A 16603-nucleotide genomic window follows, 5' to 3' on the forward strand; every position below is an offset into this window, starting at 1 on the left:
GGGCCCCGCCCGGCATGGCCGACGGATCAGTGGCGCTGGCCCAGGCCCGGGTGATCACCGCCGCGTTGGACGCGCTGCCCGACGACCTCGACCCCACCCTGCTGGCCAAGGCCGAGACCCAGCTGGTGGCCTACTGCGCCGACTTCAGCCCCGCCGAGCTACGCCGCCTGGGTCGTCACATCCTCCACGTCGTCGCCCCCGACATCGCCGAAGCCCACCAAGCCCGACTCCTCGAACAAGAGGAGCAACGCGCCCGGGACAAGTGCCGACTGACCCTGAAGCCCATCGGCGACGGCACCACCCGAATGTCCGCACTGCTCCCCGACACCGACGCCACCCGCCTACGCACCTACCTCGAAGCCTTCACCAGCCCCCGCAAACACGACGACGCACTGACTGGTGAGGAAGACCGGATCCCCTACCCCCGCCGCCTCGGCCAAGCCTTCGGCGCCCTGTTGGAGCACCTCGACCCGGCCAGGCTCCCCGACCACGGCGGGGACGCGACCACCCTGATGGTCACCATCGACCTCGACTCCCTGCGCACCGACCTGGCCACCGGCGGGCTCATCGACGCCCACCTCACCGCCGGCGACAACATGTCGGCCACCGCGATCCGCCGCCTGGCCTGCACCGCCAAGATCATCCCCATCGTCCTCGGCGGCAAAGGCGAGATCCTCGACCTCGGCCGCACCCGCCGCCTCTACACACCCGGCCAACGCAAAGCCCTACGCCTCCGCGACCAACAATGCCGCGCCGAAGGCTGCACCGTCCCCGCCACCTGGTGCGAAGCCCACCACCTCAAACCCTGGACCCAAGGCGGCCGCACCAACCTCAACGACGGCATCCTCCTCTGCAACCACCACCACCGCGCCCACGACCAACGATACGAAGCCGACCGCCTTCCCAACGGCGACCTCCGCTTCCACCGACGCCCCTAGGTGGCGCAGCCAGCGGCACTGGTCGCATCGGGAGAGCGCGATCGATGGTCCGCAGCGACGCCGCGGGCGGCGGGAGGCCGCCCCTCGAGAGGACGAACGCCACGTCGGCCACGAGCACCGGCGAGCACTCCTAGGCTGCGGCCATGCCCCTCACCACCCGCCGCCTGACCCGGGACGACTTCGAGAAGTCGATGGCGCTCACCCGCGAGGCGTTCGGCGACCTTCCGCCGGGAGCGACACCACCCTCGCCGGAGAGCTTCCCGCGGCCCGGTTATCACGCGTTCGGCACCTTCGATGGCGACCAGCTGGTCGCGCGGATGGCGACCCGCGAGTACCACTCGTGGTTCGGCGGCAGTGCCGTCGCCACCGGCGGGATCGCCGGCGTCGCGGTAACGGCTGAGAGGCGGGGCGAGAAGCTCCTCGACGAGCTCTTCCGGGTGGTGCTCCAAGACGGCCTCCGGGAGCGCGGTGAGGCGGTGTCGACACTCTTCTGCACCGCACCCGGGATCTACCGCAAGTTCGGCTACGAGCTGGTCTCCTCCTACGACGAGGTCGAGGTCCCCTCGGCAACCCTGGCCCGGATCCGTCCTCCGGCCGGCGTGCACACCCGCCGAGCCACGCCTGCCGACTTCGACGCGGTCTGCGAGGTCTACGACACCTGGGCGGCCGCCCAGAACGGGCCACTGACGCGCCGCGGGCCGTCGTTCCCCGCCGACGCGAATACGTTCATCGACGCGTTCACCGGCGTCACGCTCGCGATCGACGAAGCGGGCGACGTCGTCGGTTTCGCGAGCTGGCAGCGCGGCCAGGGATCCGGCGACTCCTCGAGCCTCGAGGTCTCCGACCTGCTCGCACTGAGCGGCGACGCCTACCGGGCCCTGTGGAGCGTGCTCGGGTCGTTCGGCAGCGTGGTCGGCCAGGTGCGGGTGTACACCTCAGGTCACGACGTCGCCCGGCTGGCGCTCCCGTCGGCGCACTGGACGGTCAAGGCGCGCGAGCCCTACATGCTGCGGGTCCACGACGTCCCGGGCGCCTTCGCGGCCCGCGACTGGCCGGTGGACGGCGAGGTGTCGTTCACCGTTGCCGGCGACCACGTCGGGACGACCAACGGGAGCTGGCAGCTGGTGATCGATCAGGGGAAGGCGACGTGTACGCCGACCACGGCGGCCGATGCTCCCGTCCTCACGCCCGGCGGCCTCGCGCTGGCGTGGGCCGGCGCGCAGACCTGCGCCAACCTGCGGATGGCCGGGCACCTCTCCGACAGCACGCCTGAGACCGAGGCCGCGCTCGACCGGGTCTTCGTGCCCCGGCCGATCCACATCCGCGACTACTTCTGAGACGTTGCGGGAAAGGTGAGCTGCCGGTTCTCCTCGACCTCGAAGATCGCGTCGGTCTGCAGCCCGGCCGGATGGCCTCAGCCGATGTCGGGCACCGGCCCGAGACGGCGTACCTCCTGCGGCCAGCCGCACCCGACCGCGACCTTGCCGGCCCACATCTTGGCGGTCTCGTCGTCGGGGACGTCCACGACGCAGAAGCCGCCGAGGTGCTCCTTGGTCTCGACGTAGGGGCCGTCGGTCACCAGGACCTCGCCGCTGGTGGCGTCGGCGCTGTAGACCGGCCCGTCCTCCTCGAGGCCGCCGCCGAACACCCAGACGCCGGCCGCCTTCATCTCGTTCACGACCGCCATGGAGGGTTCGACCCTCCCCAGGAACCACTCCTCGGTGTGGTCGCCGACCCACTGCTGGTTGAAGTAGATGAGGTACTCGGCCATGACTGCTCCTCTGTCTCCGGGCAGGCCCGACGGCCCACCTTCACCTACCCCACGAACGGTCGCACGCGAATCCGACAGCCGCCAGCAACGGATCTTTCGTGCCGCAGAGCAGGGTCTCGCCGTCGTCGAGCAGCAGGGTCTCGACGCCGAGGAAGGTGATCGACATCGGACTCTCTGCAGCCGGCACGTCGAACCGGTCGGCGTACGGATCCGGGCTCGGGCGACCCAGACCTGGAGTGCGCAGGCGCTGCAGAGGCACGGCTTCGACCCTAGAGCAGCGCCACCAGCGCTGCCGGGTCCTCCACGTGCGGGTTGTGGCCGAGCCCGTCGAACGTGACGACCTCCGCGCCGAGACCTTCGTAGTTGGCCGCGCGCACCAGCTTGTCCTCCGAGCCGAGGGCCAACGTGACCGGGCAGGACACCTCCGCCAGCAGGGCGGGCATGTCGGGCACGCCGAAGTCGAAGGTCCCCATGTCCTGGGCGATCCGCCAGCCGCCGTCGACCTCGACCACGCCCGCCGCGTGCTCGGGGGCGGCCGGATCGGTGAGACCGCGCAGGCCGGACGCCAACAGGTAGCGCTCGACCGCCTCGTCGCGGGTCGCGAAGATGCGCGCCGGCTTGCGTGACTGCTCCCGCATGCCCTCGACGTGTGCCGGCGGCCACCAGGTCTTGATCGAGAAGCCGATGACGCGCCGCACCCCGAGGTGGGCGCCGGCCAGGGCCAGCGCCACCATGCCGCCCATCGAGTGGCCCATCAGCACCAGGTCACGACCGGGCGGCAGCGCCTCGGCCACCAGCGCGGCCTGCGCGTCGAACGTGTACGACGATGCGACCGACGACCGCCCGTGCCCCGGCAGGTCGACCGCCATCCAGCCGCCGGCCCAGACCCCCGGCAGCTCGGTCTCCACGCCGCGCCACAGCTCGGCCGTCCCGCCCAGCCCGTGCAGCAGGACCAGGAGCGGGCCGTCGTCACTGCCACCGGTTCGGTTCCAGATCACGGCGAGAGGCTAGCGACGTACGGGGCTGGTGTGGCGCAGGCCACCGAAGTGAGCCCGTGAGCGATGTGAGTCCGTGAGGACAAGTTGACCGAGGGGAGACTGGCCGACGCCAGGGCACGAAACGACAAGGCTCCACGATCGGTGCATTCGATGGCACCCAATGCCTCAGCACAGGAGCAAGAAATGACCCTCACCACACCGACGGGCGGCGCCGAGGCGGCGATCGCTCCCGCGAAGCGGCACCGCACCGGCCGCTGGATCGACGACTGGCGTCCTGAGGACGAGAAGTTCTGGGCAGAGACCGGCGCCCCGATCGCCAAGCGCAACCTGATCTGGTCGATCTTCGCCGAGCACCTCGGCTTCTCGGTGTGGCTCATCTGGAGCGTGAGCTCGGCCTTCCTGCTCGCGTCGGGCTTCGAGTTCACGCCGCAGCAGCTGTTCTTCCTGGTCGCGATCCCCAACCTGGTCGGCTCGCTGATCCGGGTGCCGTACACCCTGGCGGTCGGCAAGTTCGGCGGACGCAACTGGACGATGTTCAGTGCCGCGATGCTGCTGGTGCCGACCCTCGGGTTCGCGTACGCCGTGACCAACCCGAGCACGCCGTACTGGGCCTTCTGCGTGATCGCCGCGACCGCCGGCTTCGGCGGCGGCAACTTCTCCAGCTCGATGGCGAACATCAACTTCTTCTACCCGTCGCGCCTCAAGGGTGCCGCGCTCGGCCTCAACGCCGCCGGCGGCAACATCGGCGTCGCGCTGATCCAGTTCTTCTTGCCGATCATCGTCGGTGGCGCCGGCATCTTCGGCCTGGTCAAGGCGTCGGAGGGTGGCATCAACCTCGAGCGCGCGGCCTGGGTCTACGCCGGTCTCGCGATCGTCGCCACGGTGGCGGCGTACTTCTTCATGGACAACCTCAGCAACGCCAAGACCGACACCAGGTCCCAGCTGAGCGTGCTGAAGAGCAAGCAGACCTGGGTGATGTCGTTCCTCTACATCGGCACCTTCGGCTCGTTCATCGGCTACTCCGCTGCGATGCCGCTGCTGATCAAGATCAACTTCTGGCGCCAGCCTGTCCCGGACGTCGTGGGCATCGGCATCAACTTCGCCTTCTTCGCCTTCCTCGGCGCGCTGGTGGGCTCGCTCTCCCGTCCGCTCGGCGGCTACCTCGCGGACCGGTTCGGCGGTGCGCGGATCACCCTGATCGCCTTCGGCGGCATGATCCTCGGCACCCTCGGCGTGCTGTGGACGCTGAGCCTGCTGACCCAGCTCCCGCCGCCCCCGGACGCGGAGACCCTCGCCGCGATCAAGGCCGACCCGGCGGCGTTCCAGTTCCCCGACGCCGTGGTCACCGCGGTGGACGCCAACACCGACGTGTTCCCGCTGTTCCTCGGGATGTTCCTGCTGATCTTCTTCTTCACCGGCATCGGCAACGGCTCGACCTACAAGATGATCCCGGCGATCTTCAAGACCGAGGCCGACCGGATCGGCACCCCGGGCAGCCCCGAGCGTGAGGCGGCGATGCTCAACTCGACCAAGCGCGCCTCGGCGGCGGTGGGCATCATCGGTGCGGTCGGCGCGATGGGCGGCTTCCTGATCCCGATCACGTTCGGCTCGCCGTGGATCACCGACCCGCTGTCGGCGACCAAGACCGCGTTCATGGTCTTCACCGCCTTCTACGTGGTCTGCGCGGCGGTCACCTTCCTCGTCTACCTCCGCAAGCCGCACCCGGCGAAGGCGCACGCCAGCTACTCCGGGGTGGGAATCTGACCCTCGATGTTTCGGCGGTGTGGTGCGGCTCACGTGGGCCGCACCACACCGCTTTCACGTGAGGGCGTGAGCGGTGTGAGGACGTGAGAAGTAGTTGACCTGCAGGTCCAGGTGAGCGGTCGGAACGCGAAACCGACGCGAAGTGAAATGGATGCCATGACCGAGAGCCAGGGCGAGCGCGTGACGCGGACCCACTGCCCGTACTGCAGTCTGCAGTGTGGCATGACCCTGCAGCGGAAGGGTCGTACGGCGCTCGAGGTGCTGCCGTGGGCGGAGTTCCCGGTCAACGAGGGCGGCCTGTGCCGCAAGGGCTGGACGGCAGGCGACCTCCGCGGACACCGCGAGCGGCTCACCACCCCGCTCGTCAGGGACCGCGCCACCGGCGAGCTGCGCGCCGCCGGGTGGGACGAGGCGCTCGACCTGATCGCCTCCAGGATCCAGCAGCTCCAGACGTCGTACGGCGCCGACAGCGTCGCGGTCTTCGGCGGCGGCGGGCTCACCAACGAGAAGGCCTACCAGCTCGGCAAGTTCGCGCGGGTGGCGCTTCGCACCAGCCAGATCGACTACAACGGTCGCTGGTGCATGTCGTCGGCGGCGAGCGCCGGCAACCAGGCGTTCGGCATCGATCGCGGCCTGCCCTTCCCCCTGGCCGACCTCGAGCACGCCGACGTCGTCGTCCTGGTCGGGTCCAACATGGCCGAGACGATGCCGCCGGCCGCACGCCACCTCGACCGGCTCCGCGAGCGCGGCGGCAAGGTCGTCGTCATCGACCCGCGCAAGACCGCGACCGCCGACCGCGCCGACCTCTTCCTCCAGCCGGTGCCCGGCACCGACCTCGCGCTGGCGCAGGGTGTCCTGCACCTGCTCGACGCGGCGGGTGCGGTCGACGAGGAGTACGTCGCCGCCCGCACCACCGGCTGGGACGAGGTCCGTCGCTCGGTCGCGTCCTGGTGGCCGGAGCGGGTCGAGCGGGTCACCAGCGTGGTCACCTCGGAGCTCCGGGAGCTGGCCGCGCTGCTGGCGAACAACCGCAAGGTGATGATCCTGACCGCCCGTGGCGCCGAGCAGCACAGCCAGGGCACGGCCACCGTGCTCGGCTGGATCAACGTCGCCCTCGCGCTCGGGCTGCCCGGCCGGGAGCACGCCGGCTACGGCTGCCTCACCGGCCAGGGCAACGGACAGGGCGGGCGTGAGCACGGCCAGAAGGCCGACCAGCTGCCCGGCTACCGGATGATCGACGACCCCGTGGCGCGCGAGCACGTCGCGCGGGTGTGGGGCGTCCCGCCCGAGTCGCTGCCCGGCAAGGGGAAGTCGGCCTACGAGCTGCTCGACTCCCTCGGCAGCACCGAGTCCGGGGGAGGCGGCGGCGCCCGGGCGCTGCTGGTCTTCGGCAGCAACATCGTGATCTCGGCGCCCCGCGCCACCCACGTCACCCAGCGGCTCGAGTCGCTCGACCTGCTCGTCGTCTGCGACATCGTGATGAGCGAGACCGCGGCGCTCGCCGACGTCGTGCTCCCGGTCACGCAGTGGGCCGAGGAGTCCGGCACCATGACCAACCTCGAGGGCCGGGTGATCCTGCGGCAGCAGGCGGCCGAGCCGCCCAAGGGCGTCCGCAGCGATCTCGACGTGATCGCCGGCCTCGCCGAACGGCTGGCCTCGCCGGTCCCGTTCGGCACCGACGTCGAGGAGATCTTCGCCGAGCTCGGCCGCGCCTCGGCCGGTGGCAAGGCCGACTACAGCGGCATCACCTACGACCGGATCCGCGACGAGCACGGCGTGTTCTGGCCGTGCCCGGCCGTGACCGACGGCCCTGCCCACCCCGGCACCCCGCGGATGTTCGCCGACGCGTTCGCCACGCCCGACGGCCGCGCCCGGTTCCTCGTCGTCGAGCACGCCGGCCCCGCCGAGCCGACCGACGACGCGTTCCCGCTGCACCTCACCACCGGACGCGTGCTCGCCCAGTACCAGTCCGGCGCCCAGACCCGCCGGGTGCGCGCGCTCCCCGACGACGGGCCGTTCGTCGAGATCCACCCGATGCTGGCGTTGCGGATCGGGGCCCGCGACGGCGACGCCGTCGTCGTCCGCACCCGGCGCGGCGAGATGAAGGCGCCGGCCAAGGTCGTCACCACCATCCGCCCGGACACGGTCTTCGTGCCGTTCCACTGGGTCGGCGCCAACCGGCTCACCAACGACGCGTTCGACCCGTCGAGCCGGATGCCCGAGTTCAAGGTCTGTGCCGCAGAGGTGACGGCATGACCCACGAGAAGCGCATCGTCATCGTCGGCAACGGCATGGCCGCCACCCGCCTGGTCGAGGAGCTGGTGGCCCGGGGCGGCGACCACCAGATCACGGTGCTCGGCGACGAGCCGCACCCGCCGTACAACCGGATCCTGCTGTCGGCCGTGCTCGAGGGGACCCACCGCCCGGAGGCGCTGACGCTGCGCGCGCCGGAGTGGTACGCCGAGCACGGGGTGGACCTGCGCCTGGGCAGCCGGGTCCTCGAGATCGACCGGCTTCGCAGCGACGTGATGCTCGTCGACGGGACCGTCATCGAGTACGACGCGCTCGTGCTGGCCACCGGCAGCATCCCCACCCTGCCGCCGATCCGCGGGCTGGTGCGGATGGACGGCACCCTGCACCCGGCCGTGCACGCCTTCCGCAGCCTCGACGACTGCAACCGGCTGCTCGAGGCGCTCGGGTCGGGTGACGGGTCTCGTGACGGTCGCCAGAGCGACCTTGTCGACCACCGGGAGCAGCCGAAGCGGGCGGTCGTCGTCGGCGGCGGGCTGCTCGGCCTCCAGGTCGCGCGGGCGCTGAGCGTGCGCGGCATCGACACCGAGATCGTCGAGGGCGCGGACCACCTGCTCCGCAGCCAGGTCGGCCGCACCGCGGGCCGGCTGCTGGCGCGGGACCTCAAGCGGCTCGGCACCCAGGTCTACACCGGTGCCCGGGCGGTCCGGCTCAGCGACGCCGACGGCCCGGGGTTCCGGATCGGCCAGCTCAAGGAGCTCAAGGGCCGGGTGGCGCTCACCCTCGACACCGGCTTCACGCTCGACACCGACCTGGTCGTGCTGACCGCCGGCGGCCGACCCTCCACGGCGCTGGCGCGCCGGGCGGGGCTGGAGGTCCGTCGCGGCATCGTGATCGACGACCGGCTCGCGAGCGTCACCGACCCGGCGATCCACGCGATCGGCGACTGCGCCGAGCACGGTGGCCGCACGACCGGCTTCGTGCCGCCCGCCTGGGAGCAGGCGGGCGTGCTGGCGGGCGTCCTGTGCGACGAGCCCGTCAAGTACGACGGACACCGCGTGGTCGCCCGGCTCCGGGCCACCGACTTGGACGTCGCGGTCCTCGGCGACCCGGAGAACACCGAGGGCGAGATCGTCGAGATGTCGAACCCGGTCGCCGGCTCGCACCGCAAGCTGGTCGTCCGCGACGGACGGATCGTCGCCGGCGCCCTGGTCGGCGACCTCTCCCGGATCGGCCTGATCACCCAGCACTTCGACCGCCGGACCGTGCTCGGCCCGACGGAGCCCGGCGAGCTCCTGATGGCCGAGCGGTCGGCGCGGCCCGTGCAGCTCCCCGACGACGCGGAGGTCTGCAACTGCGCCGGTGTCACCGCCGGCGCGATCCGGGCGTGCTCGAGCCTCGAGCAGGCCCGCGAGACCACCCGAGCGACCACCGGCTGCGGTGGTTGCGCCGACGCGGTCCGCAGCCTGCTTGCGGCCCGACCGTCCCTAGGGAGCGACTCCCTAGCAGTGAAAGGAAACTCCTGATGGCACCGCACTTGCGCAAGCAGCTCGTCGTCGTCGGCCACGGCATGGTCGGCCACCGGTTCGTCCAGGCGGCGATCGAGCGCGGCCTCACCGAGACCTACGACATCACCGTCGTCGGGGAGGAGCCGCGGCCGGCGTACGACCGGGTCGCGCTAACCTCGTTCTTCGAGGTCGGCGCCGAGGCGCTCTCCTTCCTCCCCGCGGGTGAGTACGACGACCCACGGGCCCGCCTCGTGATCAACAGCGAGGTCACCGGCATCGACCCGGAGGCCCGCGCGGTGACCCTCGCCGACGGTCAGGTGCTGCAGTACGACGAGCTGGTGCTCGCCACCGGCGCGGCCCCGTTCGTGCCGCCGGTGCCCGGCAAGGACCTCGGCAACGTCTTCGTCTACCGCACCATCGAGGACCTCGAGGCCATCCGCGAGGCGTCGAAGACGGCCAAGGCGGGCGCGGTCATCGGCGGCGGCCTGCTCGGGCTGGAGGCGGCCAACGCGCTGCACCAGCTCGACGTCGAGACCCACGTGGTCGAGCTCGCGCCGCGGCTGATGGCGGTCCAGGTCGACGACGCGGGCGGCGCCACCCTGAAGCGGCACATCGAGGACCTCGGCCTCACCGTCCACACCGGCGTGATGACCGAGCTCATCGATGGTGACGACGACGGCATGGTCTCCGGTCTGAAGTTCAAGGACTCCGACGAGCCGCTGGCCGTCGACATGGTGGTCTTCTCCGCCGGCATCCGCCCCCGCGACGCCCTGGCTCGCGAGGCGGGCATCGAGGTCGCCGAGCGCGGCGGCGTCCTGGTCAACGAGGAGTGCCGCTCGTCCGACCCGCACGTGTGGGCCATCGGCGAGTGCGCCGCGCCCCACGGGAAGATGTACGGCCTGGTCGCGCCCGGCTACGACATGGCCGAGATCGTCGTCGACAGGCTGCTCGGCGGCGCCGGCGAGTTCACCGGGGCCGACATGTCGACCAAGCTCAAGCTGCTCGGCGTCGACGTCGCGTCCTTCGGTGACGCCTTCGCCGCCACCGAGGACTCCCTGGAGCTGGTCTTCGCCGACGCGGTCGCGGGCATCTACAAGAAGCTCGTCGTCATCGAGAACGAGTCCGGCAAGTACCGCCTGCTCGGCGGGATCATGGTCGGCGACGCGTCGTCGTACGGCATGCTGCGGCCGCTGGTCGCCAGCGGCATGGACCTCCCCGACAACCCCGAGGAGCTGATCCTCCCGGCCGGGCGTGGCGGCGGCCTCGAGATCGGCCTGCCGGACGAGGCGCAGGTCTGCTCCTGCAACAACGTCACCAAGGCCGACATCGTCGCCGCGGTCTCCGACGAGTCGACCCTCAACGACGGCGAGCCGTGCGCCGACCCGGCGTGCGTCACCAAGTGCACCAAGGCCGGCTCCACCTGCGGCTCCTGCAAGACGGTCGTCAAGAAGATCGTCGAGGACCACTTCGCGGCCGCCGGCAAGGTCGTCGACCGGTCGCTGTGCCAGCACTTCCCGCTGACCCGGCAGGAGCTCTTCGACGTCGTCGCGGTGCACGGCTACACGCGCTTCGACGACATCATCGAGGCGCACGGCAAGGGGCGGGGCTGCGACATCTGCAAGCCGGCCGTCGCGTCGATCCTGGCCAGCCTGCTCAACCACCACGTGCTCGAGCCCGGCAACCGGCAGCTGCAGGACACCAACGACGCCTACCTCGCGAACATCCAGCGCAACGGCACCTACTCGGTGGTGCCGCGGGTGCCGGGCGGCGAGATCACGCCCGACAAGCTGATCGCGATCGGCGAGGTCGCCCGCGACTTCGGGCTCTACACGAAGATCACCGGCGGGCAGAGGATCGACCTGTTCGGTGCCCGCATGGAGGACCTGCCGGCGATCTGGAAGCGGCTGGTCGACGCCGGGATGGAGTCCGGCCACGCCTACGGCAAGTCGCTGCGGACGGTGAAGTCGTGCGTCGGCTCGACCTGGTGCCGGTACGGCGTGCAGGACTCGGTCGGTCTCGCCATCGAGCTCGAGCTCCGCTACCGGGGCCTGCGGTCGCCGCACAAGCTCAAGGGCGGCGTCTCGGGTTGCGCCCGCGAGTGCGCCGAGGCCCGCTCGAAGGACTTCGGGATCATCGCGACCGAGAAGGGCTGGAACCTCTACGTCGGCGGCAACGGCGGGGCGATCCCGGCCCACGCCCAGCTGCTGGCCGGAGACCTCGACCGCGAGACCCTGATCCGGTACCTCGACCGCTACCTCATGTACTACATCCGCACGGCCGACCGGCTGCAGCGGACCGCCTCCTGGGTCGACTCGCTGGAGGGCGGCCTGGAGCGGGTTCGCGAGGTCGTCGTCGACGACGTCCTCGGCCTCGGCGCCGAGCTGGAGGCGGCGATGGACAAGCACGTCGACTCCTACTTCGACGAGTGGAAGGCCACCATCGAGGACCCGGAGAAGGTGGCTCGCTTCGTGTCGTTCGTCAACGCCCCCGGGGTGCCGGACCCCAACATCTCCTTCCAGGAAGTCCGAGGCCAGATCGCGCCCGCGGACAACAGTGCTGGCCGGGGCCCGGTCTCGCTGGGCGCCACGATCCCGGTCGGAGGTCCCCGATGAACACCCATGCCAGTCCTGAGGCGGGCACGCCCACGTCGACGTACGTCGCCGTCTGCCGGCTCGACCGGATCGAGCGCGAGGGTGGCGTGACGGCCTTGGTCGGCGGCGAGGCGGTCGCGATCTTCCGGACCTTCGATGACCACGTGTACGCGCTTTCCAACTACGATCCTTTCTCCAAGGCATCGGTCCTCGCGCGCGGGATCGTCGGCACCAAGGCTGTGAGCACTGGGGACGGCGAGGAAGTGGTCCCGTTCGTGGCCAGCCCGATGTTCAAGCAGGCGTTCGACCTGCGCAGCGGACGTTGTCTCGACGACCCCGACAATCCGGAGGTCGCAGTGGCGACGTACGACGTGCGGGTGGTCGACGGGGGCGTGGAAGTGGCGTCCCGCAGGTCGTGAAGGAGGAATCCGTGCCGGATCGGCCGCTGGCGGGGTTCAAGGTGGGCGTCACCGCCGCGCGCCGTGCCGAGGAGCAGATCGCGCTCCTGGAGCGGCGCGGCGCCGAGGTGATCCACGCCCCGGCGCTGTCGGTCGACCCCAACCAGATCGACGAGGTCGCGCTGCTCGCCGCGACCAAGGACGTCCTGTCCCAGCCGGTCGACGTCTTCCTGGCCACCACGGGCATCGGCATGAAGTCGTGGCTCACCGCCTGCGAGCGGTGGGGCCTGAAGGACGAGCTCGTCGAGCACCTCGGGAAGGCCGAGATCCTGGCGCGCGGACCGAAGAGCGTCGGCGCGCTCCGGCGGTTCGGGCTGCGCGAGCTGTGGGCGCCGGAGTCGGAGGAGTTCGAGGACGTGCTCGCCCACCTGCGCGGGCGCAACCTGGACGGTCTCCGGATCGTCGTCCAGGAGCACGGCCAGTCGCTGTCGATGGCCGCGCACGCGCTGCGCCGGCTCGGCGCCGAGGTCACCACCGTCACCGTCTACCGCGTCAACGCGGCCGAGGACCTCGAGCCCATGTTCGGACTCGTCGAGGCGGTCGTCGAGGGCCGGGTCGACGCGGTCACCTTCACCGCGGCGCCCGCGGTCGCGGCGATGATGGAGGCTGCCGCCACCACCGGACACCGCGACGAGGTCATCGGCGCCTTCCAGGCCGACGTGATCGCCTCCTGCGTCGGGCCGGTCACCGCAGCCGCGTTCGAGATGTGGGGCGTGCCGTCGATCTATCCGGAGCGCTCGCGGTTGGCCGCGATGGTCAAGCAGCTCGAGGTCGAGCTCCCCTCCCGCGCCGGCGGCACCTCCCTCGAGGTCGCCGGTCACACCCTGCTGCTCCACGGCGACGACGTGCTCCTCGACGGTGTCGTCGTCAAGCTCTCACCGGCCCCGTACGCCGTGCTGCAGGCGCTGCTGGTCAACCCCGGCACGGTGGTGTCCCGCCGCGACCTGCTCGCCTCCCTGCCCTCGGGCACGGCCGGCTCCGAGCACGCGGTGGAGATGGCGGTCGCCCGGCTCCGCGCCGCCCTCGGCACCCGGTGCGTCCAGACGGTCGTGAAGCGCGGCTACCGGCTGGCGGTGTCGTCATGACCCGCACCCTCGTGACCGTCGCGCACGGCACCCGCAACCCCGCCGGCAACCGGGTGGCGGCCGAGCTCACGGAGGCGGCCGGCCGCCGGCTCGGCATCCCCGCGACGACGTCGTACGTCGAGCTCTGCGAGCCGCTCTTCGCCGATGTGGTCGCCGGCCTCCACGACCCGGCCCTCGTGGTGCCGCTGCTGCTCTCGACCGGCTACCACCTGCGTCAGGACCTCCCCGCCGCCGTGGCCGGAGCCTCGGTCCAGGTCATGTTGGGCGGACCGCTCGGACCCGACCCGCTGCTCGCTGCCGCCCAGGTCGACCGGCTGGTCGAGGCCGGCGCGGTCTCCGGGCAGCCGGTGGTGATGGTCGGAGCCGGGTCCACCGAACCCGACGCCACCGCCGACCTCGACGGCGCGGCCCGCCTGCTGGCGGAGCTCTGGGGCGCGCCCGTCCGGCTCGCCACGCTGTCCGGCATCGGCTCGCGCCCGGCCGACGTCGTGCGACCGGGCGACGCGGTGTCGCCGTACCTCCTGGCGCCCGGCTTCTTCTCCGGCCGCAGCCGCGGCGACGCCAGCGCCGCCGGCGCCTCGGTCATCGCCGAGGTCATCGGCGCCCACCCGCGCGTGGTCGACCTGGTCTGCCAGCGGGCCACCCGGGTGCTGCTCGGCGAGCTCGCCTCGGCCTAGGAGCCGGGCACTAGCTGCCGACCTCGAGCACCTCGGGGGTGTGCAGCCGCACGAGGAACCGGCGCGCGTGGACGGGCGCCCGGGACGCGGTGGCCAGCGAGACCAGCACCATCGTGGCGAACGCGATCGGTACGCTCCAGGCGGCCGGCTGGGTGATCAGGGCGCCGGGCCAGCCGGTGGCGTGGACGCCGACCAGGTTGAGCACGGCGGCTCCGCCCGCGCCGAGGCCGCCGGCCGCCAGACCCGCGAGAGCGCCGACGTCGGTGAGCCCGCGCCACCAGATCCCGAGGGTCAGCAGCGGGCAGAACGTCGAGGCCGCGACCGCGAAGGCGAGCCCGACCGACTGCGCCACCCCGACGTTGGTCGCGAGCAGCGCCACGAGCACCGGCACCGACACGGCGAACACGGCGGCGAGCCGGAAGGCGGCGGCCACGGACCCGGTCGGGCCGCGCTCCCCGACGAACCGGCTGGTGACGTCCTGGGTCAGCACGCCGGACACCGCGATCGCCAGGCCCGACGCGGTCGAAAGGAACGCCGCGAACGCGCCCGCGGTGACCAGCCCGGTGAGCAGCTCGCCGCCCACCCCGCCGATCATCAACCGCGGCAGCTCGAGCACCAGCACGTCGCCGCGCCCGTCGGCGACCAGGTCGTCGCCGTAGACCCGGCCGAGCGCGGCGAAGACGGGCGGCCAGAGGTAGAAGAGCCCCAGCAGGGCGAGCACCACCAGCGTCGTACGACGCGCGCCCCTGCCGTCCGGGTTGGTGTAGAACCGCACGACCACGTGCGGCAGGCCCATCGTCCCGAGGAACAGCGCGATCATCAGCGAGTAGGTCGTGTAGAGCCCGATCGCCCCGTCGCCCGCGACGGGCACCGACCAGCCGGCCCCGCCCGACGTCCCGGCGGGCCGGCCGTCGCCCACCCAGACGGCGAGCAGCACCATCGCGGGGACGAGCAGGGCGGTGAGCTTGAGCCAGTACTGGAAGGCCTGCACGAAGGTGATCGACCGCATGCCACCGGACATCACGTTGACCAGCACGACGAAGCCGACGATGAGCGGCCCGACCCAGCGCGGGGCGCCGATCGCCGACTCGAGCGTGAGCCCGGCGCCCTGGAACTGCGGCAGCAGGTAGAGCCAGCCGACCCCGACGACGAGCAGCGAGCAGGCCGACCGCACCACCCGCGACCCGAGCCGTGCCTCGGCGAAGTCGGGCAGCGTGTAGGCGCCCGACCGGCGCAGGGGAGCGGCGACGAGCACCAGCAGCACGAGGTAGCCGGCCGTCCACCCGACGGGGTACCAGAGCATCTGCGCGCCACCCACGAGCAGCAGGCCGGCGACGCCGAGGAAGGAGGCGGCGGAGAGGTACTCGCCGCCGATCGCCGAGGCGTTCAGCCGCGGGTTGACGGTGCGGGACGCGACGAAGAAGTCGCTCGTCGTGCGGGAGAACCGCAGGCCCCAGGTGCCGATCGCGAGGGTGGCGACGGTGACCGCCAGCACCGCGACCAGGCCGGGTACGGCGTCGCCGCTCACGGCTGTGCCTTCACTGGGGAGGCCCCTCGACCAGGTCGGCGAAGTCCCGCTCGTTGCGCTCGACGCTGCGCACGTAGCGCCAGCCGACGAGCAGCAGGAACGGGTAGACCAGGCCCCCGAGCACGACCCACGCGACCGGCAGGCCGATCAGCTCGGCGTCCGCCATCCGGGGCCACAGGTGGAACGCGATCGGCAGCAGGCCGAGGGTGAGCCCGATCAGCGCCAGCACCCGGATCGCGAGGGCGAGCTGTTCCTTGAGCAGCGAGCGCAGGAACACGTCGCCGAGCGGTGTCTGGTCGTGGACGTCGCCGCGCCGGCTGCGCGGCCCGCTGGCGTAGCGCGGCGGACCGGTGACCCGGACCCGCTGCGGTCGCGGCTCGCTCACGAGGTCCCCCGGGCGCGGCGTACGAGCACGTCACGGAGCTCGCGGGTGTGCCGCCGCGCGACCGGCAGCTCCTCGGACCCGACGAGCACCGTGCACCGGCCGCCCTCGGTGCGCAGCTCGTCGATGTGCGCGAGCGCGACGAGCAGGGAGCGGTGGATCCGGTGGAAGCCCGCCGAGCGCCACTCCTCCTCGAGCGTGGAGAGCGGGATCCGGACCAGGTAGGCGTCGCCGGAGCGGGTGTGCAGGCGCGCGTAGTCGCCGTGCGCCTCGACGTAGGAGATGTGCTCGCGGTCGATGAACCGGGTCACCCCGCCGCGCTCGACGGCGATCTGGGTGTCCTCCGGGGTCGGTCGCAGGTCGGCGCTCGACACCACGCGCCGCACGGCCTCGGCGAGCCGCTCGGCCCGCACCGGCTTGAGCACGTAGTCGACCGCGTGCAGCTCGAACGCGTCGACGGCGTGCTGCTCGTGCGCGGTCACGAAGACGACCGGCGGCGGCTCCTTGAACCGGCCGAGGACCTCGGCCAGCTCCAACCCGCTGAGCCCGGGCATCTGGATGTCGAGGAACACCGCGTCGACGTCGGTCTCGCGCAGGATCCGCAGGCCCTCGGTGGCGGTGGACGCGGTGACCACCTCGCCGGCGCGCGCGGC

Annotated in this window: 15 protein-coding genes; 9 read left to right on the forward strand and 6 right to left on the reverse strand. The window is 71.8% G+C overall.

Translation table 11 applies throughout. The annotated features are described in order from the left end of the window. Positions 1 to 938, forward strand: a 938-nt coding sequence (locus H0488_RS14705; protein ID WP_183100017.1) for an HNH endonuclease signature motif containing protein, incomplete at its 5' end; no start/stop codon positions are given. Positions 939 to 1081: 143 nt separating this feature from the next. Beyond that, positions 1082 to 2275 carry a GNAT family N-acetyltransferase gene (locus H0488_RS14710; protein WP_183100018.1) on the forward strand — a complete coding sequence of 398 codons (1194 nt, stop codon included), beginning with the start codon at positions 1082 to 1084 and terminating at the stop codon, positions 2273 to 2275. A gap of 77 nt (positions 2276 to 2352) precedes the next feature. Here H0488_RS14710 and H0488_RS14715 read toward each other — a convergent pair whose 3' ends face one another. From H0488_RS14715 to H0488_RS14725, 3 genes are read right to left on the reverse strand one after another with little or no spacing between them, the layout of a single operon-like run. Continuing rightward, positions 2353 to 2709, reverse strand: a complete 357-nt coding sequence (locus H0488_RS14715; RefSeq protein WP_183100019.1) for a YciI family protein — start codon at positions 2707 to 2709, stop codon at positions 2353 to 2355. Positions 2710 to 2749: 40 nt separating this feature from the next. Continuing rightward, positions 2750 to 2968, reverse strand: coding sequence for a hypothetical protein (locus tag H0488_RS14720; protein WP_183100031.1), 219 nt, complete (start codon positions 2966 to 2968; stop codon positions 2750 to 2752). 10 nt (positions 2969 to 2978) lie between these two features. Further along, positions 2979 to 3707, reverse strand: coding sequence for an alpha/beta fold hydrolase (locus H0488_RS14725; protein ID WP_183100020.1), 729 nt, complete (start codon positions 3705 to 3707; stop codon positions 2979 to 2981). A gap of 183 nt (positions 3708 to 3890) precedes the next feature. Here H0488_RS14725 and H0488_RS14730 point away from each other — a divergent pair, with 183 nt between their 5' ends. The 7 genes from H0488_RS14730 (at position 3891) to H0488_RS14760 (ending at position 14040) form a co-directional block, all read left to right on the forward strand. Next, positions 3891 to 5471 carry an MFS transporter gene (locus H0488_RS14730; protein WP_183100021.1) on the forward strand — a complete coding sequence of 527 codons (1581 nt, stop codon included), beginning with the start codon at positions 3891 to 3893 and terminating at the stop codon, positions 5469 to 5471. A 156-nt stretch (positions 5472 to 5627) separates the two neighbouring features. After that, a complete protein-coding gene (locus tag H0488_RS14735) occupies positions 5628 to 7727 on the forward strand; it encodes a molybdopterin oxidoreductase family protein (RefSeq protein WP_183100022.1) in 2100 nt (699 codons plus the stop codon). After that, on the forward strand, positions 7724 to 9247 hold the full coding sequence (locus H0488_RS14740; protein ID WP_183100023.1) for an FAD-dependent oxidoreductase: 1524 nt from the start codon (positions 7724 to 7726) through the stop codon (positions 9245 to 9247). Before H0488_RS14735 ends, H0488_RS14740 begins: the two co-directional genes overlap by 4 nt. Beyond that, complete coding sequence (nirB, locus tag H0488_RS14745) at positions 9247 to 11841, forward strand: nitrite reductase large subunit NirB (RefSeq protein WP_183100024.1); 2595 nt, start codon at positions 9247 to 9249, stop codon at positions 11839 to 11841. Before H0488_RS14740 ends, nirB begins: the two co-directional genes overlap by 1 nt. Beyond that, a complete protein-coding gene (nirD, locus tag H0488_RS14750) occupies positions 11838 to 12239 on the forward strand; it encodes a nitrite reductase small subunit NirD (protein WP_183100025.1) in 402 nt (133 codons plus the stop codon). Before nirB ends, nirD begins: the two co-directional genes overlap by 4 nt. Before the next feature lie 11 nt (positions 12240 to 12250). Next, complete coding sequence (locus H0488_RS14755; protein ID WP_312856353.1) at positions 12251 to 13363, forward strand: uroporphyrinogen-III synthase; 1113 nt, start codon at positions 12251 to 12253, stop codon at positions 13361 to 13363. Next, on the forward strand, positions 13360 to 14040 hold the full coding sequence (locus tag H0488_RS14760) for a sirohydrochlorin chelatase (protein ID WP_183100027.1): 681 nt from the start codon (positions 13360 to 13362) through the stop codon (positions 14038 to 14040). Before H0488_RS14755 ends, H0488_RS14760 begins: the two co-directional genes overlap by 4 nt. A 10-nt stretch (positions 14041 to 14050) precedes the next feature. Here the strand turns inward: H0488_RS14760 and H0488_RS14765 are convergent, their stop codons facing one another. The 3 genes from H0488_RS14765 to H0488_RS14775 form a co-directional block, all read right to left on the reverse strand. Then, complete coding sequence (locus H0488_RS14765) at positions 14051 to 15568, reverse strand: sodium/solute symporter (RefSeq protein WP_183100028.1); 1518 nt, start codon at positions 15566 to 15568, stop codon at positions 14051 to 14053. 10 nt (positions 15569 to 15578) lie between these two features. Beyond that, a complete protein-coding gene (locus tag H0488_RS14770; protein ID WP_183100029.1) occupies positions 15579 to 15953 on the reverse strand; it encodes a hypothetical protein in 375 nt (124 codons plus the stop codon). Further along, a partial coding sequence (locus H0488_RS14775) for a LytR/AlgR family response regulator transcription factor (RefSeq protein WP_183100030.1) occupies positions 15950 to 16603 on the reverse strand: 654 nt, incomplete at its 5' end. The genes H0488_RS14770 and H0488_RS14775, both read right to left, overlap by 4 nt.

The sequence above is a fragment of the Nocardioides pelophilus genome (assembly GCF_014180685.1).
GTDB lineage: Bacteria > Actinomycetota > Actinomycetes > Propionibacteriales > Nocardioidaceae > Nocardioides > Nocardioides pelophilus.